Origin of the sequence: Brevibacillus parabrevis (assembly GCF_003710905.1) — a bacterium.
In the GTDB taxonomy this organism is placed as follows: Bacteria; Bacillota; Bacilli; order Brevibacillales; family Brevibacillaceae; genus Brevibacillus; species Brevibacillus parabrevis.
Genome location: NZ_RHHV01000012.1, coordinates 603,567 through 624,885, shown reverse-complemented (window position 1 = coordinate 624,885; position 21,319 = coordinate 603,567). Strand labels below are relative to the sequence as shown.

30 protein-coding genes are annotated in these 21,319 nt (G+C 48.4%); 5 read left to right on the top strand and 25 right to left on the bottom strand.

Going from position 1 to position 21,319, the window contains the following annotated elements; all coding sequences use genetic code 11:
• Positions 1 to 43: 43 nt before the first annotated feature.
• The 4 genes from EDM60_RS19050 to yneA form a co-directional block, all read right to left on the bottom strand.
• On the bottom strand, positions 44 to 2,284 hold the full coding sequence (locus tag EDM60_RS19050) for a HelD family protein (RefSeq protein WP_122965363.1): 2,241 nt from the start codon (positions 2,282 to 2,284) through the stop codon (positions 44 to 46).
• A 37-nt stretch (positions 2,285 to 2,321) separates the two neighbouring features.
• Positions 2,322 to 2,687 carry a fluoride efflux transporter CrcB gene (gene crcB, locus EDM60_RS19045; RefSeq protein ID WP_122965362.1) on the bottom strand — a complete coding sequence of 122 codons (366 nt, stop codon included), beginning with the start codon at positions 2,685 to 2,687 and terminating at the stop codon, positions 2,322 to 2,324.
• Positions 2,688 to 2,783: 96 nt separating this feature from the next.
• On the bottom strand, positions 2,784 to 2,981 hold the full coding sequence (locus tag EDM60_RS19040) for a DUF896 domain-containing protein (RefSeq protein ID WP_063228478.1): 198 nt from the start codon (positions 2,979 to 2,981) through the stop codon (positions 2,784 to 2,786).
• 92 nt (positions 2,982 to 3,073) lie between these two features.
• The gene (gene yneA / locus EDM60_RS19035) at positions 3,074 to 3,409 is read right to left on the bottom strand and encodes a cell division suppressor protein YneA (protein ID WP_122965361.1); all 336 of its coding nucleotides are present in this window, start codon (positions 3,407 to 3,409) and stop codon (positions 3,074 to 3,076) included.
• A 312-nt stretch (positions 3,410 to 3,721) separates the two neighbouring features.
• Here yneA and lexA point away from each other — a divergent pair, with 312 nt between their 5' ends.
• The gene (gene lexA, locus EDM60_RS19030; protein WP_063228476.1) at positions 3,722 to 4,345 is read left to right on the top strand and encodes a transcriptional repressor LexA; all 624 of its coding nucleotides are present in this window, start codon (positions 3,722 to 3,724) and stop codon (positions 4,343 to 4,345) included.
• Between the two features lie 46 nt (positions 4,346 to 4,391).
• On the opposite strand, the gene EDM60_RS19025 is transcribed toward lexA, so the two are convergent.
• Entirely contained in the window at positions 4,392 to 4,877 is a 486-nt protein-coding gene (locus EDM60_RS19025) for a DUF456 domain-containing protein (RefSeq protein ID WP_122965360.1), read from the bottom strand.
• 126 nt (positions 4,878 to 5,003) lie between these two features.
• Here EDM60_RS19025 and EDM60_RS19020 point away from each other — a divergent pair, with 126 nt between their 5' ends.
• The 3 genes from EDM60_RS19020 to EDM60_RS19010 all read left to right on the top strand — a co-directional run bounded on the left by EDM60_RS19020 (position 5,004) and on the right by EDM60_RS19010 (position 6,981).
• Positions 5,004 to 5,573 carry a DUF4269 domain-containing protein gene (locus EDM60_RS19020; protein WP_122965359.1) on the top strand — a complete coding sequence of 190 codons (570 nt, stop codon included), beginning with the start codon at positions 5,004 to 5,006 and terminating at the stop codon, positions 5,571 to 5,573.
• A 284-nt stretch (positions 5,574 to 5,857) separates the two neighbouring features.
• Entirely contained in the window at positions 5,858 to 6,172 is a 315-nt protein-coding gene (locus tag EDM60_RS19015; protein WP_267901847.1) for a CD3324 family protein, read from the top strand.
• Positions 6,173 to 6,342: 170 nt separating this feature from the next.
• Positions 6,343 to 6,981, top strand: a complete 639-nt coding sequence (locus EDM60_RS19010) for a FusB/FusC family EF-G-binding protein (protein WP_122965357.1) — start codon at positions 6,343 to 6,345, stop codon at positions 6,979 to 6,981.
• A gap of 420 nt (positions 6,982 to 7,401) precedes the next feature.
• On the opposite strand, the gene EDM60_RS19005 is transcribed toward EDM60_RS19010, so the two are convergent.
• The 7 genes from EDM60_RS19005 to EDM60_RS18970 all read right to left on the bottom strand — a co-directional run bounded on the left by EDM60_RS19005 (position 7,402) and on the right by EDM60_RS18970 (position 11,870).
• Positions 7,402 to 7,779: a hypothetical protein gene (locus EDM60_RS19005; RefSeq protein WP_122965356.1), complete on the bottom strand. Its 378-nt coding sequence runs from the start codon at positions 7,777 to 7,779 to the stop codon at positions 7,402 to 7,404.
• Positions 7,780 to 8,573: 794 nt separating this feature from the next.
• Complete coding sequence (locus EDM60_RS18995) at positions 8,574 to 8,870, bottom strand: putative quinol monooxygenase (protein ID WP_122965354.1); 297 nt, start codon at positions 8,868 to 8,870, stop codon at positions 8,574 to 8,576.
• A gap of 31 nt (positions 8,871 to 8,901) precedes the next feature.
• A complete protein-coding gene (locus tag EDM60_RS18990) occupies positions 8,902 to 9,543 on the bottom strand; it encodes a nitroreductase family protein (protein ID WP_122965353.1) in 642 nt (213 codons plus the stop codon).
• 25 nt (positions 9,544 to 9,568) lie between these two features.
• Positions 9,569 to 9,988: a MarR family winged helix-turn-helix transcriptional regulator gene (locus EDM60_RS18985; RefSeq protein ID WP_122965352.1), complete on the bottom strand. Its 420-nt coding sequence runs from the start codon at positions 9,986 to 9,988 to the stop codon at positions 9,569 to 9,571.
• A 326-nt stretch (positions 9,989 to 10,314) separates the two neighbouring features.
• Positions 10,315 to 10,704, bottom strand: coding sequence for a hypothetical protein (locus EDM60_RS18980; protein WP_122965351.1), 390 nt, complete (start codon positions 10,702 to 10,704; stop codon positions 10,315 to 10,317).
• A gap of 65 nt (positions 10,705 to 10,769) precedes the next feature.
• A complete protein-coding gene (locus EDM60_RS18975) occupies positions 10,770 to 11,408 on the bottom strand; it encodes a LysE family translocator (protein WP_122965350.1) in 639 nt (212 codons plus the stop codon).
• A 69-nt stretch (positions 11,409 to 11,477) separates the two neighbouring features.
• Entirely contained in the window at positions 11,478 to 11,870 is a 393-nt protein-coding gene (locus tag EDM60_RS18970) for an FMN-binding negative transcriptional regulator (protein ID WP_267901844.1), read from the bottom strand.
• Between the two features lie 111 nt (positions 11,871 to 11,981).
• On the opposite strand from EDM60_RS18970, the gene pdxR reads away from it, so the two are divergent.
• The gene (gene pdxR / locus EDM60_RS18965) at positions 11,982 to 13,361 is read left to right on the top strand and encodes a MocR-like pyridoxine biosynthesis transcription factor PdxR (RefSeq protein WP_122965349.1); all 1,380 of its coding nucleotides are present in this window, start codon (positions 11,982 to 11,984) and stop codon (positions 13,359 to 13,361) included.
• Between the two features lie 306 nt (positions 13,362 to 13,667).
• Here pdxR and EDM60_RS18960 read toward each other — a convergent pair whose 3' ends face one another.
• The 13 genes from EDM60_RS18960 to EDM60_RS18915 form a co-directional block, all read right to left on the bottom strand.
• Positions 13,668 to 14,717 carry a hypothetical protein gene (locus EDM60_RS18960; RefSeq protein WP_174769213.1) on the bottom strand — a complete coding sequence of 350 codons (1,050 nt, stop codon included), beginning with the start codon at positions 14,715 to 14,717 and terminating at the stop codon, positions 13,668 to 13,670.
• Positions 14,692 to 15,282 carry a sigma-70 family RNA polymerase sigma factor gene (locus EDM60_RS18955; protein ID WP_122965348.1) on the bottom strand — a complete coding sequence of 197 codons (591 nt, stop codon included), beginning with the start codon at positions 15,280 to 15,282 and terminating at the stop codon, positions 14,692 to 14,694. Before EDM60_RS18955 ends, EDM60_RS18960 begins: the two co-directional genes overlap by 26 nt.
• Before the next feature lie 303 nt (positions 15,283 to 15,585).
• The gene (locus EDM60_RS18950) at positions 15,586 to 16,836 is read right to left on the bottom strand and encodes an aminopeptidase P family protein (protein ID WP_409362253.1); all 1,251 of its coding nucleotides are present in this window, start codon (positions 16,834 to 16,836) and stop codon (positions 15,586 to 15,588) included.
• Positions 16,837 to 17,056: 220 nt separating this feature from the next.
• Complete coding sequence (locus EDM60_RS18945; RefSeq protein WP_122965346.1) at positions 17,057 to 18,025, bottom strand: arsenic resistance protein; 969 nt, start codon at positions 18,023 to 18,025, stop codon at positions 17,057 to 17,059.
• Positions 18,026 to 18,043: 18 nt separating this feature from the next.
• Positions 18,044 to 18,208 carry a MerR family DNA-binding transcriptional regulator gene (locus tag EDM60_RS18940; protein WP_229049696.1) on the bottom strand — a complete coding sequence of 55 codons (165 nt, stop codon included), beginning with the start codon at positions 18,206 to 18,208 and terminating at the stop codon, positions 18,044 to 18,046.
• Between the two features lie 147 nt (positions 18,209 to 18,355).
• Positions 18,356 to 18,832 carry a DNA-directed RNA polymerase subunit alpha C-terminal domain-containing protein gene (locus EDM60_RS18935; protein WP_122965345.1) on the bottom strand — a complete coding sequence of 159 codons (477 nt, stop codon included), beginning with the start codon at positions 18,830 to 18,832 and terminating at the stop codon, positions 18,356 to 18,358.
• A 190-nt stretch (positions 18,833 to 19,022) separates the two neighbouring features.
• Positions 19,023 to 19,184, bottom strand: coding sequence for a hypothetical protein (locus EDM60_RS29610; protein ID WP_373926282.1), 162 nt, complete (start codon positions 19,182 to 19,184; stop codon positions 19,023 to 19,025).
• The gene (locus EDM60_RS29605) at positions 19,175 to 19,336 is read right to left on the bottom strand and encodes a DinB/UmuC family translesion DNA polymerase (RefSeq protein WP_409362252.1); all 162 of its coding nucleotides are present in this window, start codon (positions 19,334 to 19,336) and stop codon (positions 19,175 to 19,177) included. The genes EDM60_RS29610 and EDM60_RS29605 overlap by 10 nt, the downstream gene beginning before the upstream one ends.
• Before the next feature lie 5 nt (positions 19,337 to 19,341).
• Positions 19,342 to 19,659, bottom strand: coding sequence for an N-acetylmuramoyl-L-alanine amidase (locus EDM60_RS18925; RefSeq protein WP_122965344.1), 318 nt, complete (start codon positions 19,657 to 19,659; stop codon positions 19,342 to 19,344).
• A gap of 1 nt (position 19,660) precedes the next feature.
• Complete coding sequence (locus tag EDM60_RS18920) at positions 19,661 to 20,056, bottom strand: phage holin family protein (protein ID WP_122965343.1); 396 nt, start codon at positions 20,054 to 20,056, stop codon at positions 19,661 to 19,663.
• Between the two features lie 661 nt (positions 20,057 to 20,717).
• Entirely contained in the window at positions 20,718 to 20,852 is a 135-nt protein-coding gene (locus tag EDM60_RS29475) for a CD1375 family protein (protein WP_254223122.1), read from the bottom strand.
• Positions 20,853 to 20,896: 44 nt separating this feature from the next.
• Positions 20,897 to 21,013 carry a CD1375 family protein gene (locus EDM60_RS29470; RefSeq protein ID WP_255679063.1) on the bottom strand — a complete coding sequence of 39 codons (117 nt, stop codon included), beginning with the start codon at positions 21,011 to 21,013 and terminating at the stop codon, positions 20,897 to 20,899.
• Entirely contained in the window at positions 20,989 to 21,207 is a 219-nt protein-coding gene (locus tag EDM60_RS18915; protein WP_122965342.1) for a hypothetical protein, read from the bottom strand. The genes EDM60_RS29470 and EDM60_RS18915 overlap by 25 nt, the downstream gene beginning before the upstream one ends.
• Positions 21,208 to 21,319 lie beyond the last annotated feature (112 nt).

Genomic DNA, 21,319 nt, shown 5'->3' with positions numbered 1-21,319 from the left:
AAATCCCCTCTGCTGTTATTCAGTCAGAGGGGATTTTTCCTGTTCACGCCTGCGTATACAGTTCTTGTGCGAGGTTAGCTAAAAGCGGCGCTTCTTCGCCTGCCATCTGCGTCATCACCAGCCGGTGGACAGGTCTTGTCATCGCCACGTACAACAGCTTCGCGTCCCACTCGTTGTTTTGATAAGATGCAACATCGAGCAAAATCACGGCGTCAAACTGCAAGCCTTTTGTCAAATAAGCTGGCATTACCGTTACGCCGCCCGGAAACTGGTTGTCCTTGCTGCCGAGAAGCGTCAGATCGGCGATGCTTTCGGCAAGAGCCTTGTGCGCCTTTTTGCTCGCCAAAATCGTTTTGGTGACAATCGCAATCGTTTGAAAGCCTTCCTGTTGCAAGGCGGCGACTCGCGAACGAATATCGTCCCACAGCTCGGCTCTTGAATGGGCATGAACCATCACCGGCTTTTCCCCATGGCGCAAAACCGGCTTGGCGAGAACCGTCTCCGGCAGATCAATCTGTCGCAGCACCTCATTGGCGCATTGCATGATTTCGATCGTCGAACGATAGCTTTGTGCCAGCGTATAGTAGGCGGGACGAAGCTGCTCAAAAATGCCTTGCGTCAGCTCTTCCCACGCGTGAATGCCGCGATAGCTGTGGATGCCTTGGGCAATGTCGCCAACGATGGTCATGGAATTTCGCTTCGTCGCAAGCCCGATGACCGCAACCTCCAATGCGCTCAAATCTTGCGCTTCATCGACAACCGTATGATCAAAATGCTCCGCTTTGTTCATGCCCTCGATAATATGCTGCAAGTACAATAGCGGCGCGATGTCTTCCGGCTCCAGGCGCTCCTGTTCCAGCAGTGCGGCAGAAGAGGTGCTGACATCACGGATCACCTTGTCCGGGATCGCAGCCGGAGCAAGCTTGCACAGCAATTCCTCCTCTGCAATCAACTCCCGATATGCCGCAAAAATATCCAGACGTGGAAAGCTGACCAGGTATGTATCCAAAATCTGTTCCAGCATTTTTTCAAATTTGGCCAGCCCTTGCTTGTCGAGATCGACTTTTCGTTCACGTAAATGCGAAAACAGCTGCTTGTTCATTTCCTGCTTCAAATGTTTGCGCAGCGCGTCTACCCTGCGCTGGTACGGCAACGCCCCGAACTGCTCCAGGAAAAATTGCCGGATCGTCTCTCCCGGAATGGAGAAGACTTGCTTTGTTTTGTTGTATAGAAAACTCAGTTTCTTGAAAGGGATTCTCGTCTCAATCACGTAGCGAATGTATTGCTCCATCGCTTCCTTGCACGCCAGTGAGCCTTTGAAGCGCAGCCTGTTGCGAGTAATCTCCTGTTCACGCTGATCCTGACCTTCCTCAAAAAATAGCTGCAACGGCTTGTCGGGACTGACGATCCGCCAGCCTTTTGGCATGAGCGGTTTGACGAGCCGCGCCGCCCAATCCACAAATGTCGACTGCTGGACATCATCGACGCCGAGTTCAGGCAGCACTTCTGATATGTACGTAAGAAACATCCGGTTTGGCGCGAACACCATGAATTTTTTCGACATCATCGTATCCTGATAGTTGTAGATCAAGTACGACAGCCGATGCAGGGCGATGGTCGTCTTTCCGCTACCTGCCACCCCTTGCACGACGATCGGCCGATCTTTTTCCGCCCGGATGATCTCATTTTGCTCCGACTGGATCGTCGCCACGATATCTTTCAAGCGACTGTCATTGGCCATATTCAAATTCGCGTTCAAAAACTCGTCGATGAAACCTTCCTGCAAAAACTCGTCCGGATGCCCCATTTCCCGATTGATCGTCTCTTTCACCGCTCCATCGTAAATCCCGACAATCTCGCCGTCCTCAATCGCAAAGTTGCGCTTCAACCGCACCTCTCCACGGACAATCTCGCGCCCCATCCGGTAAAACGCATCCTTGCTCTCTCCGGAGTAATAGAGACTGGCAATGGGCGCTCGCCAATCCACGACAATCGAATCGAACGTATCGCTGCGGACAATTCCGCGTTTTCCGATATACACCTGATCCAGCTCGTAAATCTCGTCTTTGAGAAAATCAACACGCCCGAAATACGGTTTGTCTCGCCCGTGATCTTCCAGATACCGCAAGTCTTTGGCCTTGTTGTAGTTCACGACCTGTTTCACATAGTCATCGGTTGCTTCGTTAATTTCCTCACGCAGTTGAACAATCTCGTCGTCAATGAGCGCAATCGTCTCTTTCAGCTTGTTTTGTTCTGCTTCGTAATCGCGGTGCTGGGTACTCACACCCATCCCCCCTCTCAGCTTTATCCATTATTTTTTATTATTGCATTTGCCGGGCAAGCCAAATCCCTACGGCGCATGAGGACAGCCCGACCACGATACTCGCGAGTGCATACAGCGTCCCGCGCAGCCATTGCCCGTCGCCCCAAAAAGAAATAACCTCCAGAGAAAAGGTGGAAAACGTCGTGAAGCCACCCATAACCCCTGTGGTAAACAAAATATACACTTCGGGAGAAATGCCTCCCCGCTCTTTGCCGATCACAAACAACACGCCGATCAAAAATGAGCCGATGATGTTGGCTAACCAGGTGCCGATTGGCCACCCCGGCTGATTCGCCGCCAAAGACAACCAATAGCGAAACAATGAACCGACAGCACCGCCTACCGCTACAGCCACCCACGCCATCTGTTTTCCTCCTCTGTCGAATACCTGATAGTCATAAGGAACAAAAAGACACCCGAGCGTCAAGCAAGGATGTCTGCCTTATCAATACAAGTGAGCTTAATGTTTGGGACGATTCTCTTCAAGATCTTCCACATAACGGATGGAATCGAGATTCGCTTTCAGCGATGCCTTGACCGCATCAATGTACTTTTGTCGCAGAGCTTGCTGCTCTTGCTTTTCCTCATCGGTCAAACCAACCTCGCGCGATTTTTTGACCAGTTCGTTGATTCGTTTGATTTCCGCGTCAGATACCACGTACGGTTCCTCCCACCCAGTAGTAATGCCGTTTAATTATATCACATCAGGGCGAACTCGCAAGATGGAGACGAACCGGCAAGTGCTTTCTATCATTTCGGATCGGGAATGAGCAAGGTCTGTCCCGGATAAATCAGATTGCTCTGTAGATCGTTCGCCTCTTTAATATCCTGGATCAGATCGCGTACATCGACCGTCTCCGTTTGATGGCGGACTGCAATGGTCCACAAGCTGTCACCGTCGCGAACCGTCACTTCTGTTCCTTTTAGCGGCTCAGTGTGCGAAGAAGCAAACACCAGTTCGGTCAACAAGTAAAAAAAGAGAGAAAACGTAATCAGGAACAACAGGGCTTGGCCTCTGGTAATACCAAAACGGACGCGACGGGACGATTCTTTTTCAAAACGGTTAGGAATAGACATGACATTCATGGGATAACCTCCTGCAAACATACGTTCTATAAGTTCGTACCCTAATCATAAATGAGAACATATGTTCATGTCAATACGAAAACCTGCCCCTTTGCAAAATTCACGCAGGTGACGGCAAGATGGCCAATTCCCCTTTTGGTATGGGACAATCCGCGAACAGCCATGCTTCTGGCTCGCACCAACCATTCGACAAGAAACGTTCTTTCGGGCAAAAATTCCTGTTCGCCTTTTTATCGAACTTATGTTTGTCGAACGCAAGCTCCCATGGTATAATATAGGAAAATATGTTCGAGAAATCAGGGGTGTCTTTTTATGTCAAAATTATCTAGCAGACAACAAGCCATCATCGAATTCATTCGGAAGGAAGTTCGCGACAAGGGTTATCCTCCATCTGTACGCGAAATCGGCGAAGCTGTCGGACTGGCTTCCAGCTCTACCGTACACGGCCACTTGGCCCGCCTGGAAAAGAAAGGCCTGATTCGCCGCGACCCGACCAAACCGCGCGCGATCGAGCTGTTGTCTGAAGAAGATCGCTTCCAGGACAACTTCGAAGACTCCGTTGTCCGCGTTCCTGTCATCGGGAAAGTAACTGCCGGGCAACCGATCACGGCGATTGAGGACGTAGAGGAATACTTCCCGCTTCCAGAAAATATCGTGACTTCAGACAAGGTGTACATGCTGCGCGTGTCCGGAAACAGTATGATCGACGCCGGAATCCTCGACGGAGACTACGTCATCGTGCGCCAGCAGCATGTGGCAAACAACGGAGATATCGTTGTCGCCATGACCGAAGAAGACGAAGCAACCGTCAAGCGCTTTTTCAAAGAAAAAAACCACTTCCGTCTCCAGCCGGAGAACGCCACGATGGAACCGATCATTTTGGACGCCGTTTCCATCCTCGGCAAAGTCATCGGCGTCTACCGCCTCATTCACTAATTTCGCGGCATACAAAAAGGACAGCCATCGCTGTCCTTTTTTCTCTCTATCTGGCGAGGAAAAACCAGATAATCATGGTCACCTGCAACACTACTTTGACTACTGCGCTTCCCAAAAAGCCGATCAGGGAGCCAAAGCCCGCTTTGACCGCCCGCTCGAAAGGCTGGTTCTGCACCAACAGCTCTACCAGCACGACAAAGACAAACGGCAAAACGATCATCCCAAATGGCGGGAACACGAAAATCCCGAGAAAAATCCCTGCGGCAGCCGCCACCGATGACCATTTGGAGCCGCCGTATTTTTTCACGAAATACATGTTGGTCAACAAGTCAGCGCCGTACAGCAAAATACTGAATACCACCATTCCCCACCAGAAGGACGCTGGCAACCCCGCTCCCGGATCTGCTATGAAAAAGTGGTAGAGCAAAAAGCCTGCCCACAGCAAAATCGTATCGGGTAACACAGGCAAAAATATACCTGCAATACTGAGCGCGAATAGCACCAAAACAACGATCCAGAGTAAAATATCCATCTGCATGCACTCCCCTCACATAGGTAATACGAGCAAAAGCGATTTTTGTTGCACACTTGTTTTCGCGAATCTATCATACTTGTTGCGACAAACATCTGCAAATACCGAAGGAAACAGGAGTTTTCTATGACGAGAAACTGGCGTGATCTCACCTATTTGCGAAACGGTACAGCAAAACAGCAAGCAGCCGCACGAGCCATCGAACAAAGCGCGGTATTGCAACGCCTGCAAGCTTTTGATCCGGTGCTCGCCGGAACGATTCCGCTCGACATCGATATTGGCGACAGCGATTTGGACATCGTCTGCGAATGCTACGATCTTGAGCTGTTCGCCGAGATCGCCCGCAGCTTTTACGCAGACTGCGAAGAATACCAGGAAGCCCGCATGCCGGTACAAGCTGTGCCCACATGTCTTGTCTCCTTTTTTGCCCACGGCTTCTGGTTCGAGCTTTTTGCCCAACCGCGCCCCGTCGAACAACAAAACGCGTATCGGCACATGATCATCGAACATCGCTTGCTGCAACTGGCAGGACCGAAAGCGCGGCAGCACATCCGCCAGCTCAAACAAAACGGCTTGAAGACAGAGCCAGCTTTTGCCTCCTACTTTCACATCCCGGGAGCTGACCCGTACCAAGCGTTGCTTGCGCTGGAGCCATGGACAGATGATCAGTTGCTTGACCTGATCGTCGGCCGATAAGCCGCAAAGATCGTGTTTTTTGAGTAACTTGGCAAAGCGCTCGCAAACATCTGCGTATGAAAATCGCTGCAAGATGATCTATAATGGAAGGAACTGCGCAGAGTTTGCGTACTGTACAGGAAGGTATGAATCGTGATCGAGGGGGTGTATGGTTGGTGAATGGATTCAGTTTGCCAGATACTGCAGCGTCTCATGCAAAGCCTGGAAATAAAAAGGCGATACTTTGCATGAGGTGGACAGTCGTTTAGACAATACATCGCCTACCGTTATGTATCTCATTTTTTATTTTCCGGCTTTGCCCCTTATTTGAATGCCAAAATAAGGAGCGAGCGAAAATGAAATATGCGAATGCAGCCAATATGCTGCCAGAAAGCCTGATTGCAGAAATCCAGAAGTATGTGCAAGGGGAAACCATCTATATCCCGAAGTCAAAAACCACGCATTATAAATGGGGAACCCGCTCTGGCGGAAGAAAACAGCTGGACGAAAGGAACAACCTGATCCGCAACGCTTTTCGCGAAGGCGTGTCCATTCCACAGCTGGCCGAACAGTACTTTCTCTCGATCGAAACGATCAAAAAAATCGTATATGTCAAATAGACTCAGGCACTGATCTGTCCCCAGGACGATCAGTGCTTTTTCTATGCCGAGTTTTGTTTAGAATCGTTCTCTCCCTATCAAGCGCAGCCGTTTGCTTTTAAAGTAAAAGAGACAAAACTGCTGTGTTCTTTCACCAGCGCAGCGGACACATACAGGAGGTACACGCTCACATGCAACCGTTTATTTTTCCCCACCACTACAACTTTATCAAATGGCAGGTGCAAAACTTGTTGAATGCGTATACGGGCAGCACGGATTTGAACGTCATCCGGGCACGAAAAGACATTGCGCAGGAAGCAGTTTTTCAGCTGTTCGCTGATCTTTCTGACGAACAAAGACAACTGCTTGCGCCAATCCGTTCGCTGAAAGAAAAGAACGAAGCCAAACAGTTTCTGCTGTCTTTGTCGCCTTATGTTGTTCCGTTTCCCGCCGTTACCGAGCAAGCGATCAAAAAAATGTACCCGAAGATCAAGAAGCTCAAGCCACCAGTAGCCGCCGAGCTTCCGTATGCCGAGTTGTCGTACATCAGTTGGTTCGACAACGGTTCTGATAAAAAATTTATCATCGCCAACTACCCCGACAAGCTGATCGGTATCCACGGCGCTTTTACGCCAATGGCGAAGAAAGGCATCTGTGCCATCTGCAACAAAGTTTCCGACATCGGCATGTTCGTCCTGGAAGCACGCGGTTCAAGTGACGGCACGTATTTGAAAAAAGGAAACTATTTATGCCAAGACAGCACAACCTGCAATCAAAACATCCGCTCTTTGGATAAACTGCACGAGTTTTTAGCTCTCATGATCAAATGAGGGACCAACAGCAACTTTCTGGGCAAAAACGATGACAGCTCCTTGTTCTCATTCATGAACAAGGAGCTGTTTTGGCAAAAAAATGAACCCCTCGAGCAGCCCAAGGGGTTGTTGATGGCAAGCGGGCGAGAGGTTGTATCTGATTCTCTCAAATGGAATCCATTATAAGCCCGCTTCCTGTGTGGAAGGTGCACGGAGAGATGGTTCCTTCCACACAGGATACGCCACGAGGAGGGCGATTTTCATCGAAGATGGCGTCCATCAACTAAAGCGAGGATGTTCCTTTCGGGTACTTTTACTATACTTTGCCTGCCTCTCTGCCGTCTCCTATCGAAAGTTAGGTAGGGGTTAATTTTTTTATCTCTTCATCACTCATAAGCAGACAGCCTCATAAATAACCGGAAAGCAAACCGCGCTTAGTCATGAAAAAGGGGCCGGAATTTTCACTAACACATAGTCACCCGTCCACTTTTGGGTAGTTACAATCAAATTTTCTCCTTGTTTTTCAAAGAAGAGGCCACTGCCTTCTTTTTGTCGGAACGTCCATCCTTTTTGACTGACCATTTCCTTAATCAACTCATCAGCTGCGGATGCATCTCGTTCGCGTATGATATACCATTGTTGACCGTTTTCGTTCGATAATGTAACGATTGGTTTGTCAGAGTCATTCAGCTTTTCTATCACCGCTTTTTTGCTCATACTTTCTATTGGGAGTGCCGGATAGTAAAGTTTGTTGTCGAATACGAAAGCGCAAGCAAAGACAAGGATCAATCCGCTTACTACTAACCGCTTTTTCATCAGACCCCCCCATTTCAAATCTTTCCGGACCTGTTCTCCATCTTGTGAACCGAGATTGCCTGAGTCTATATGTATTACGACTCCTGTGTCTTAATGGATACTTTTCCCCAAACTTTTGGTGATTGCTTGCTTTTTGGGGTGAAATGGAAAGAAAAGGTGTAAATTTTGACATAGGCGTTGTACGATGATAGTGCCCGTTGTTCCTTTTCCTCCATTCTTATCCGTTGATGGAACGCCGTGTGCGATGAAAGTCGCCTGCACGGTGTAGGCTCGAACGAAATCCCTCCAAAACAGCAGGGAAGAAGTCGAGAATAGCAATCAAGCCCCGGTTGTTGTAGGCTCGGGAATACCTGATCTCGCTATCCCTCCTGCCGGAACCCATGAGGCTGTTTCCCTTACCGATTATTTTGCTGATCCCGATGAAGATAGCCTGACTTTTACCATTCAATTTGAACGGGGATCGGGCTTTGTTTACACTTTCAACGATGTCGTTACTAGCCCTAACTATGGAAAAATTGTATTCCATACCATTTCGGGTCATTCAGATTACGCTATCGTGAAAGTCACCGCTCATGACGGAAAAGGTGGGACTGTCTCAGATTGCTTCGAAATAAGCGTTTCCTAACTCCCCTCCATCAACGGGTCATTGGATTTACACCCCAGAAGTGGGGTCTTTTTTTTCGAGTCTATGCTTTCCACCGCAATGTCTTACCGTCATGCAAAAAAACAGCAAAGCTGATCACCTGGAGTCAGCTCCCAGGATCACCCTTGCTGTTTTCCTTTTCCAGACCGATTTACAGCTTCACTGGCTCGCCTGCGAATACTTCCACTTCCATCGGTGCCGAAACAAAAGCTGGTGCTTGCTTGATGAACGCCTGAAAATGAGCGCTTGCATTGTGCGCCGCTACTGCCGCAGCATCCGCCCACTTCTCGACCATCGTATAGCAATGCTCTTGCTCCGTGCTTTTCATCAGAACGTATCCGAGATTGCCTGCTTCCGCCTGGCTGGCAGCAACCAGCCCTTTGACCGCTTGCAAAAATGCTTCTTCCTGTGCAGGAATTACTTGCAGATGCGCATGAATGATCAGCATGTTTTTTCTCCCTTTCGAAAACGTAGTTGGATTATTTCCAGGTGGTCACTGTCTCCACCGGCAATCGATAAGACGGGTGCCCTTCCTTCGCCGCTTTGCCGATGCTGATTAACATGATCGGCAAATAGCGTTCCTTGTCCAGATCAAATGCCTCGGCGATTTGCTCTTTTTCATAGCCGCCAATCGGATTGGTGTCATAGCCAAAAGCACGGGCAACGAGCATCAGTTGCATCGATACGAGTCCCGCATCAATAAAATTGACGTCCCGCAGATCAGCAACCGACAGATTCGCGTAGTACGGTTTCACCGCTTGCAGCTGCATATCTTTCACTTCTTGCGGCATGTAACCAAGCTCGACCGCTTTTCCGAAAATCTCATCCATGTATGCGGCATTGTTCATGTCAACGAATACGGCAATGACCGCAGACGAAGTGAGCACTTGCGTCTTGTTGAAACGAGCCAGCTCGGCCAGCTTTTCTTTCCCTTCCTTGCTTTCGATCACGACGAAACGCCATGGCTGCATATTGACCGAAGATGGGGCACGCGTCGCTCCGGCTAAAATCTCGGTCATCTCTTCCCTGCTGATTTTGACTTCCGGGTCATACAGTTTGACAGAGCGACGGCCAAATGTAATTTCCCGAAAATCGTTTGTCTTTTGCAATGTGCGCACCATAGTAACAGACTCCTTTTCTGATCGATCAAATGTTGTTTTGCATCCGTTTGAGAAAATCAGCCAGAACCCGCGTCTCTTCCTCGCTGAATCCCGCCAAAATCTGCTGGATAAAAATCCGTTTCTCGCTTTTGTACCCTTCAATCCGCTCGATCCCTTCGTCGGACAAGCGCACGAACGTTTCGCGGTTATCATTTGGATTTTTGTAGCGAATCACCATGCCATCCGCTTCCAGTTGCTTCAAGTGCCGTGTAATGGCCGCACCGTCGATGTCGATGTGCTTTTGCAGCTGGGACTGATTGATTTCGCTTCGCTCGCACAACATTTGCAAGATCGCGAGACGAGTCGAACTGATTCCGGTACAGCGCTCGAATTTCGGGCTGATTTTATTGGTTAAACCAATGAGCAAGCTGAGAATTTGTTCTTCTTCAAACTCCTTGTATGTCATGAAAATGCCTCCCGGGGGCTGGTAAATCGATACGGATCATGCGTGTGGATGAGCAAATTCAGCAGCATGCAGTTAGTGGCTGACAATTACTTGACCCATCAATAATTGATACCTCAATTAATATACCATCATGCACTCGCCATTGCAACGTTTAGCCTGGCGCAAATATGCTTCGCGTTGTTTTTTGACATTGCCTAACGCAAAAACCCCGCCGAAGCGAGGTCGATTGAGAGTTCTGACAAGCTTTTCTTTTATGCAGGACGCAGCCGCATGTTTGTCTATCTCGGTTGAAAAACATCCTGATTCCACGTCTTTAACACTTAGTTTCAAATGGCCATTTCCCTGTTATGGATGTCCAATACTTCCAGCTTCACCGTACCGCCAAGATGGCGGGAGACGAGATCAGACAATTCTTTTCGCGCTCTATGAAACTCATCGCTTCTCGTTTCATCGACTAATTCCATACAGAGGAAAGCATTTTTCGTCTTTTCGGTTAGCATCGTCCGCTGCGCCTCGCGCCAAACCAAAATGACCGGATTACTGCTCAATTCCTCCAGCTTGAGGAATTGCTGCGCTTCTTTCCCTGCTTCCTGTAGCAGCTTCTCGTAAACTTCAACGTTTTTGATAGAGTTATCAATCCCCTGACAAATAACGACGCCTATTTTGGCCTGGAGAAATAGCGACCAAAAGTCATCTTCCGCGATAAATCTAGGCATCCTTGATCTCTCCCTTTCATTTTTGGCAGAAACGTCATTTGTTGCGTCACAACACGATCATGCTCTTATGTTTTGGCAGGACTGGCAAAGGCGGAAATGATCCCTAGAACCATATAAAAATAGCCGGTTATCCGCTTCACTAACCTGGAACTCGCTGTTCTGCCCACAATCCGCTTGCGAATACTTGCTGCGAGAACCGCATACAGCCCATCGCTAATCAAAGCCAGGATCAAAAATATCGCTCCCAAAAGCAAAAACTGTACGGTAACAGAACCAGCAGAAGGTGAGATGAACTGCGGAAAGAAGGCTAGAAAAAAGAGCGCTGTCTTCGGATTCATGACTTCCACGATGGCGGATTCGCAAAAAATCTTCCCTAACTGTTTGCGAGGGGCTTTTGGTATCTCTGCGTCTGTTCGATCCGCTTTGGAAAACAAAGTCTTGCACCCGAGATAGACCAGATAGGCAGCTCCCACGTATTTCACGATATGAAAGGCTGTTGCTGACGTCATCAGGATCGCAGAAACTCCGATTGCTCCCGCGATCACATGGACAGAACCACCAAAAGATACACCGAGAACCGATACCAAGCCCGCTTTTTTGCCTTGATCTATACTTCTTGCCATAATGTAGAACACAGCAGGTCCAGGTATGATTAACAAGGTAGCGGCAGCGATTACAAACAGCCAAACCGTTGAAAATTCCATGACTTGCAACTCCTTGCTGTATTTTTGTACACGATCTGCTTGGGCTTGCGTGAAGCACTTTCAGGCCAATTATTTAAATAACTCTTTCCGTTGCTCACGCAGCCATTCGGCAACGAGATTTTCCTCTTGATCATTTGACTTTTCAAGCTCTCCCACAATCGATTTGTAATCGGTGTTGTTGCGATTTTGACTCATTTTGGCTGCCCCTTGAATGTCGGTGTGTGGTCCTTGGAAAATCAGCAAGACATCACGATTGTTTTTCAACGTTTTTTTCTGCGTATTGCCGTATGCGATGTGCCCCGTAGCATAAATTTTCCCTTCTTCTTCGCGAATCTCCACCGGAATGTGCGTAGCCAACGGGCGCTGTTCCTCCACCGTAATCAGCAAGGCAAACGGGGAAGTCTTCATCATTTGAACCGCCTCATCATGATTCATGCGATATTGCTTCGGAGTGTACACCATGCTCATCCTTTCTGTATGCAAAATAACTGCCCGATGAACAAACAATAAAATACAAACTGACATAAAAAAAGATACAATACGGAGTAAATGTACATGTCAGAAGGGATATAGATGAAAAATACCATTTTTACCTTCCAGGATCACTCTCCTAAATACAAACAAATCTACGAAAAATTCAAAGCATTTATTGAGCAAGGCGACATAAAGGCGGGTGAGCCTTTGCCCTCCATCCGCCAGCTTGCCGATTCTTTGCATGTCAGCCGCAATACGACCTTGCTGGCTTATGAACAGCTTGTTGCCGAAGGGTATGTACGTAGCGAAGGCCGAAAAGGGTATTTTGTCAATGAGTTAGAGCCCCTTTTATTTCAAGCAACTCGCAGCACGCCTCATTCCAGGCAAGCAGAGCTGATGCCAGTTGCTCGCATTGATTTCCGCGCAGATGTCGTCGATCAGACGCACTTCCCTGTAAAAGCGTGGAGAAGAATTTCGAATCAAATCTTAACGGCAAAAGACACCTATCGCTACGGAGAACCTTTTGGCGAACGGTGTTTGCGCGAACAAATCGCAGCTTACTTGCTCCAGTCTCGCGGGGTACGCACAGATCCGAATGCCGTTATCATCGGAAGCAGTACCCAACAAATGCTGCTGTATTTAAGTCTTGTCCTGAAACGTGATTTCTCAAGCATCATTGTGGAAGACCCTGGCTATGATGGCGCTCGGGAAGCTTTTCAATTAAATCGTTTTACGCTGGAAACGTTACCCGTTTATGAGACAGGCGCTGATTTTTCCCAATTGGCACATACGAAATCAAAATTAATTTATGTGGCTCCGTCCCACCACAGTCCATACGGAGTAAGCATGACCATTCAGCAAAGGCATGCGCTGATCCATTGGGCAAACAAGCGGCAAGGGTACATTATTGAAGATGATTACGATAGTGAATTTCGCTATACCCAACAGCCATTCCCCGCTCTCGCTTCCATCGATTCCGCGAGAGTTGTTTACCTTGGCAATTTTTCCAAGTGCTTTCTGCCAGGCATACGCTTAAGTTACATGGTGTTGCCGCAGCCACTGCTAGACAGCTATAAAAAGCACTTCGCACATTTCGAGAGCACGACGTCGCTGCTGAGCCAGTTCGCTATGGCAAAATTTATGGAAGAAGGCGAATGGAATCGCCACATTAAACGAATGCGGCTTGTTTATAAACGCAAAATGCAGCACTTCGTTTCTGAATTACGGAATCATTTCCAGCACAACATCACTGTCATTGGCGAGCAGTCTGGATTGTACGTCTTGGTCAAAGTGCACTTGGAGCGTTCAGAGGAATGGCTCATTCAGCAAGCTTCCCTTCTGGGAGTGAAAGTCTATCCTACTTCCCTCTATTTTTTGAAAAACAAGACCGCAGAGCCTATCATTAGACTTGGGTTCAGCAACTTGTCATGCGATGAAGTCAAGCTTGGCGTGGAGTTGTTAAAACGGGCTTGGTTATAGCACAAATCACTGGGGTGCCATTTTTGCAAACGCCCTCCTTTGCCCCGTGACACCATCGGTCATTCGAATTGTTGATGAAAACGCAAATGACCCGCAGGAGGAGCACTTTTTGCAAGCGCTGCCTCTTCCGGGTCACCTTTTTGAGTTCAAGTTTTCGTACGCTACTGCTAATGCCGTGAACGAATGTCTGGTAGCGCAGCTTCGTTAAGCGTTTTTTCTGTTTTTGATCCTGTTATTGCTGCTGGTTCTGGCAAAATGTCATTTCGCTTCTCCCGCGATATCTCTCAACCTTATGTGCCGAGCTTGCTATTTTTTGCTCGATGTTTCATTTTTGCGCTCAATCAGTTGCAATACTTTTGGCTCAATCGCTTTCAGCATCTGTTCTTTGGAATGGCTGCCTGCTTTGCTGTTCTCCCCTTGCATTTGCACCTCAACCTGCGTTGTTGCAATGACATCTATTACTTGTTGCTTGGAGATATTTTTAGCGGCTGCGATCTCCACGACCGATTTTCCTTTTGCCAGTTCCTGTTTTAAGTCGGCTGCGCTCATTTTTAGCAAAGACAACAGCTTTTCATCATTGAAAAAAGCATCCGCAGTATAATCAGGCTGGCCGTTCATCGTGAAAAAGCCTTCTACTTTCGCGGCGGAAGGTGTCGTTTCCCCTCCAATTAGCGACGCGCTGATCGTATTGCCCTGAACAAATACTTGGTAGAACGGGGTTTTCGCTCCCTTTTTGCTGTAATTGAGCATAAGCGTTTTTTGGTCCGCGTTCTCCATTTGCTCCATAGCAAACTCGTACTCGCTGATGTTGCCGTACATTTTATTCAGCAGATCGTCTACTTTCGCCTTGATTTCCTGCTCGGTGGAAGCAATCAGCGGCTTTTCCTCAGATCCCCCGTCATTTTCCTGGATGATGTGTTCAATCGTACCCGTACGGCTGTTTGTATGAAGAGTAAACTTTTTGCCGCTCCCGCTTTTGTCCTGCAAAGTGATGCTTGTTTGGACACCTTGAACGTTGCTGGCGTCGATAATCGCAAACGATTTTGTCTCTGGAAAAGCACGGTACAGCTTTTCAAGTGTTGCCTTGCCGACTTCATCTACTTGGACTTGTTCGGCAGTCATCGGTGTTCGGGTCAAAATTTCAATCAAGGCTGGGGCTGCAAATGCTGCCGTTGGAATCAAAATCGCTGCGGCTGCGATACCGCTTATCAATCGTTTTTTCATAGTTATTCCGCTCCTTTTTTGTTGCAAATAGTGAGAATAGGATTGTTCGATTCGTCTGGAAATGGCCGGTGGGCACTCCATCGTTTCTGCTTTTTGCTCGAGATGTTCACGAATTTTGCGTTCCATAAGCATTGAGCTGTTCCATCCTTTCCGGGGGGAGATTCCGTACGTATTTTCGCAGCGCCTCAAGACCCGCATGGTATCTGGACTTGACTGTACCCGGCGGAATTTGCAGCAAGACCGCGATTTCCTCCAGCGTATAGTCGTGAAAAAAGCGGAGGATAATCACCGTTCGCTGTTTGTCCGTCAGCTTTTGGATGGCCTGCTCTATCATTTGATTCGTTCCATCCATCAGCACAGTCGGTTGGTCCCAGTGATTCTCGTCCCGAAAGAAAACGCGGACGCGCTCAAAAATTCGGAATCTCCGCCAACGCTTGACCCGAAATCGCTGTACTTGGCGGACGACCAAGCCATGCAGCCAAAAGTGGAAAGGCCGGTTCGTATCGTAGTTCGCGAGCGAGGTCCACATTTGCATGTAAATCTCGTTCATGACATCTTCCCGATCTTGCGGATGATCCACGAGAAAGGAGACTGTCCGGTACACATCCTGATAAGTTGCGTCATAAAACGCATGAAACGCCTGTCGATTCCCTTCTTTCATTTTCGCGAGCAATTCGTACATGTATTCCCTTTGCATTCAGAGGGCCCTCCTGAGTAAGCAGCTTACACCCTATATTGTCTCGTTTGCCCAAAAAGGTTCGGTCCGTTTGGCATTTTGCAAAAGAAAAGCGTCAGTTGCTATCCGGTTACGTTCCTATCGCCTCATGCATCCTGGCTCATCGCCGCTTCCATGCGAACCACGCGCTTGGCAGCGGCAAAATAAAAAGCGCCAGATCACACCTTTTGTGCTGGTGCGAATCTGACGCCCTCCCGTTTCGCGTATTAGACGAATGCTTGCATGATGCCTTGCTTACGATGCCATCTGGCTGGCAAGCGTTCGCTATTCCTTTTTCCCGATCAGCAATTCCACTTCTGCGATTTCCTTCGGGATCTGCGCTGAGAGCACCTCATAGCCATCTGCGGTGACTAGCACATCATCTTCAATCCGAATGCCAATCGCTTCTTCCTCTATGTACAGGCCAGGTTCAATCGTGATCACCATACCAGGCTGCATGACAGCACTGTAGTCCGAAACATCGTGCGTATCCAGCCCAAGGTGATGCGACACGGCATGGTAGTAGTACCTGGACAGTTCGCTGCTGTCTTGGATAAGACCGAGACGCAACAGGCCATCCGCCAATACTTGTTTCGTGACCTCGTTTAGTTGTTGAAGCGTGACACCCGGTTTCACAGCTTCGATGGTCTTGATTTCGGCTTCGAGCACGAGTTGATAAATCGCTTTTTGACGTTCTGTAAAGCGGCCATTCACGGGAAATGTACGCGAAATATCAGCCGCATAGTAGTTCGATGCCGCACCAAGGTCGAGCAGGACCAGGTCACCATCTTCCGCTCGCTGATTATTCGCCTCATAGTGCAAAACAGTAGCATTGATGCCGCTCGCAATAATCGGCAAATACGGCAGCTCGCGCACCCCGTTCGACTTCAACGCAAAATCATAGTGCGCCTCCAGCTCATATTCCATGATTCCAGGACGTGAATGCGCCCACATACGCCGGATGGCTTCATCTGTGATCGCAATCGCACGCTTGATTTCTTCGATCTCTGCCGGACTCTTTACCATGCGCAGTTCTTTCAGCCACGGGCCTGCATCCTGAATTTGCAAAGTCTTGTATTTCTTTTGCGCGTCTTCAGCAAAAGCCTCTGCAAGGGTCTGCTCATCGCTCCACTGGTAACGATACAAGTCAAGATAGAGCGAGCACTGACCTTCGCAACGCCGCACAAAAGTCGCAAAAGCCTCCAGCCACTCATCGAGATAGTCGAAGTGTTCGATACCAGACAACTCTTTTGCCTCTTGATCCGACAAGACGGCGCCTGTCCATTTCGCTTCCAGTTCATTTGGGCGCTGGAGAAATAACGTTTCGCTCACGCTGCCCGCGCGTTTCGTGATCATGAGAATGAGGTTGCTGCGCGCGATGCCGGTGAGATAGTAGAAGTTGCGGTTCGGTGAAAACGGATATTTATCGTCTTGGCTGCGCGTCTTGGCAACCCCAGAGAATAGGACCAGTACGCTATGCTCAGGCATTTTTTCCGCGAGTTTTTGACGGCGATTGACGAACTCTTTTGAATCCATGGTTGTTGTCATTTGTTTCCCTCTTTTCGCTTGTTCGCTTGTGAGTTTCTGCATGGTCTGATTTAGTTGTGTAAAAGGGTTCTTGATCAATTATCAATATTTTAGGATATTTTTAGCATTTGGGAAACGAATTTCGCAATAAAGCTTTTTTGAGGTGCCAACCTGTTACCTCACCCGTGCTTCCAGTCGCGGATGCCTGTGCGGAACATGCTTTCGGTTTTCAATCCGTCCCTCGCAAAAGCACCTTTGGAACAAGCCGAATGTATACTAGCTCCCCGATAAGTTCTACAACCGTTTGCGTTACGATGACAGCAGACACCACCCCGTTTAGTGGTTCTGGTAGCGCCAGTGCAAAGGGAAGAACGACAAGCGAGTTACGAGTTGCTGCGCTAAAAATAAGAGCTCGCCCCGCTCCGATATCTAAACGGAACAGACGAGAAACGATACGAGCAACAATCGGCGTAATGACCATATATGCTGCATAGACGGGAACCACTTGGACAATAGACTCAAAAGAGGTATATAGTTTGGCGATTTGTGATGCAACGACAACAAAAAGAGTCAGAGCCATAAAAGGTACTGGAAGCCATGCAGTCGCATCAAGGAGATGTTCTCCCTTTGGCTGTCGCCGTGCCCACCATTGTGTAAGCAGAGCAAGTAGCAGCGGAGCAACGATAAGTCCTAAAAATGCTTCGAAAAAAGGCCCGACACTCACGATTTCAGCCGCTGTCTTGCCCATAAACAGCCATAGGTAAACAGGCAACAAAAGCATTTGGGTGACAAAAAGGATCGGAGTTGAAACCCAAACAAGCTTTTCGTTCCCGCGCCCAAGATGTGTAAAAACGATCACGTAGTCAATGCAGGGCGTGAGCAAAACAAGAAGCACACCTAGCAGGATCGCTGGATCGGCTGAAAGAAACCGGGTTAACCCCCATACAAGAACAGGTACGGCTATGTAATTCGTAATAAGTAGTGCATAGATGAACTTTCGATTTGTTAACGCCGCTTTTAAACGAAAAAAAGGAATTTGCGCAAACATGCCATACATTAAAATGGCGAGTACAATCGAAATCATCTGATCGAAACTTTTGCTCGATTCCGGCCACAACAAGCCAAATCCGGCTGCAATCATTAATACAGCAGCATATAGCCATATTTGATGCTTTTCTAATTGCTCTCTGGAAATCACTTCTCGCACTGCCCCTTTCTAACACGCCCCCGTATTGTTTATCTTCTGCAAACATTCATCATAGCGGCGCTGACCGTTTTTTCGCTCAGGCGCTGGCAGCAATCCAACAGATTCATAATAACGAAGTGTCGATGCGCTCAATTCTGCTTTTGCAGCCAATTGACCAATGCTAAGCCCTGACATAACGGCCCTCCTTGACTTAAAGTGAACTTTACGTTTTATGATTCCATTATATCTCGTTAAGGAAAAGGATGTAGACAAAATGAGCAAAGAGTGGAGCACAAAAAACCCCTCGCACCATGAGGCACAAGGGGTTTCCCCGTCACCAAGTCAAGGTGACGGGATTGTAGCTGCTTGCTTCAATGCGTGAAAAGTATGCATCAGAGCACGATTGCCCAAATTTCGAATAGGCCAAAGTCGATTAAAGGTGGATTCAACCAAATGGCGTACTGTTCTGATGCCAACTCTTCTCAGTGCATTTATAGCTCGTGTAGAAAGGCGACCAGTGTCATACTCAAAGATCGTTTCGATAGGCTGATCTAAAGGTAGTACGATATCCTTTAATAAATTGATGATTGGCTCATCAGGTGAATCTGCAGCAACATGATACAGACTCTCTTTCTTCCGAATGTCCTCGATCAGTTGCAAGGTTGCTTCTGATTGCTCACGAAGTATAGCCCATGTGTCATCAATTGGTGCAGCGACGATTTTACCGCTCTTGCATAGTTCTCTGATCGTGTCATTGCTAAGCTCCCAGGCTTCGGATGCCTCGTTAACACCCATAATATAAACCAGCGCTTTTTTCATTAAATAGCCCCGCCTTGTTCACTTTACTCTAGTTTACTATGTCCGGCAGGGTAAGGCTATGAACGGACAGACATGGTAGCATCTATCGATATCCACTGCCAGTCCTCATCGTTTACCAGCTTGATCCGGCCAGTACAAATCGACTGGCTGCAAACACGTTATCTTTTCTAGAGACACGCGTCTCTTTCACTCATAGTGCCCCCCGATCTTGCGCGCGTTCTTTCGCCTGACCAGCCTCCGTGACAGAGGCTGCCCGCAAAATCGCGTCCGTACCAAACCGCGTACGAATCTCATCGATCGTCCGGGCAAGCGAACGGCGTTTGTGGTTGTCTGTGAACAAATTCAGCTGCACGGCATGATCGGAAACGAGTTGTTCCAGGTTGATCCCGATACTGCAAACAACCGGCAGGCTGCCTCATACAGCTCCATGGCATCATTCGTCGTTTCCGCCAGCTTCATCTGTCGGCCAAAGCCTTCTCCTGCCGACAAGTTCGCCCCAAACAAGAACGTTAGTTCTCATTTGAACAACTGGGAAACTTGCAAATAAAAAACGCCCGGTTTCCCGAGCGGCGATAGCCTGACTTGTACGACTTCGCCCCGACATGGTAGCCCATTTCAATTTCCGGCAAGCACCGGACGATCTGCCAGTCATCCACGATGTAGTGAGCGCTGGCTTCTGTCGTCGGCTTGTTGAAGTAGTTCCGGTTTGCTACCGCATCGGCTCCTTTTCTCTCGTTGGCTGTCCAGTGGATGACCAGTCCTTTCGGGACCATCTTTGTACCTGGCCCAGCTGTTGGGTTCGTGAGTAGCATTTCTGTGATTTCCATGTTACTTCCCTTCCCCTCTCCCTTTTAGTACCTCTACTGCTCGCTTAATCAATTCCGGAACGGGCAGGCCAATGCGTCCCGCGTTCTCGATAATGCTTAGCAGCTCGTTTGCCAGGTAAAAAAAGATCGTCGCGTCGCGGATGAAATTTTGGTCACCAAGCGACATGTCGATCAGATGGGCAATCGCGACCATGCAAAAGATGAACAACTTCCGCGCAATGCCGATCATACCGACCTTGCTTTTTAACTTTCCTTCCATTCCGGCTGCAATCAGGCCAGTGACAAAATCAAAAATGACGAATGCGAGTAGCACACTGAGCAATGCTGACCAGCCGCCAAAAAGAAAAGAGGCTGCTACGCCTCCGATAGCAATTCCTGTTTTGATAAAGTTGTCCATTCGCTCTTCTTCCTCTCTCCCCTCGGTGCAGTAAAAATTGCCCCGGTCGGCTCGGGGCTGGCTCATGGTCTAGTTGATAAAAAATACCCCCGGGATTTCCCGAGGGCCATTGATGGAAGCAAAGATATTAATTAAACTTAAAAACCCAAGAGTGCGTGCGGGTGACGCCGGTGATGTCAGTGTAATCAAATGATACCGTTGTTTCCCCTACCCCAACCTTATCTACGATCAACGATACATTCATCGCACCATGCTGGATTCTAGGGTTTCCTACAGCAGGATCACTGCTTCTCGCGTTCGAAAATGTAACCGTACCAGGGCCATTCGCTTGATCCAGGAAGATTGCACTGAGATTGTGATTGTATGGTAATTCCTGTGGACCAAATGCTGCTCCATCTTCAAACATTGTTCCAAGATTAAATATTGGTGTGCTATTCTCGACTTATTCCCTTCTCTTTACGAGGGTTTTCGTTCGAGCCTACACCGTGCAGGCGACTTTCATCGCACACGGCGTTCCATCAACGGATAAGAAAGAAAATTCACAATGGGCGTTTTTATTGTACACCAATTATGTCTGCATTGACACAAATTGTTTTCGACAAATATATAGGGAGCCACATTAGCAGCCCCATAAAAAACACCCCTTTCAACGAATGGAGCATTACACCAAAGGCTTACCTTCAGTGCCTAGCCCCAATGCTTCCGGGTCTTCTTTTACGGCTGGTTTCAAGCCAACCGACACACTGTTGTATATGCGGCGGCCAGCGACGATCAGAGCAACGTAGATCGCTACCAAAATGTCCTCACCTCCCCCCCAAAGATACGAACCAGATGCCAAGATTAATTAGCGCTGATTTCAGCATCAAGCATCGCCTGCACTTCCTCTCGAAGATGCGCGGGAACTTGTTCCATCTCCCGCCTGCCTGCCTTGATCAAACTGTAGTAAATTGCTGCCACTCTGCCGTCCCTCCTGGCATCTGCTCTTTCAACATCAGCAACTCCTCATACAGTTGAGCAGTTGCCTCCATGATTGTTAACTTGTCATTTTTTTCGGCGACCAGCTCCGCCTCCAGCCTGACAATCTTTTGTTCCGGCGTTTCCTGCTGCTTTTTGCGAATTTCCGTGATGGACTCTTGATTGCTGAACTTCATCAGTCAAAAGCACCTCCGTATCCATAGACGTGGACGCGTTGCATGGCATCAGTCCATCCTTACTGATCCCGTCCTGACCCGGCCAATCCACCCCAACGCAATGCCTGTAAGT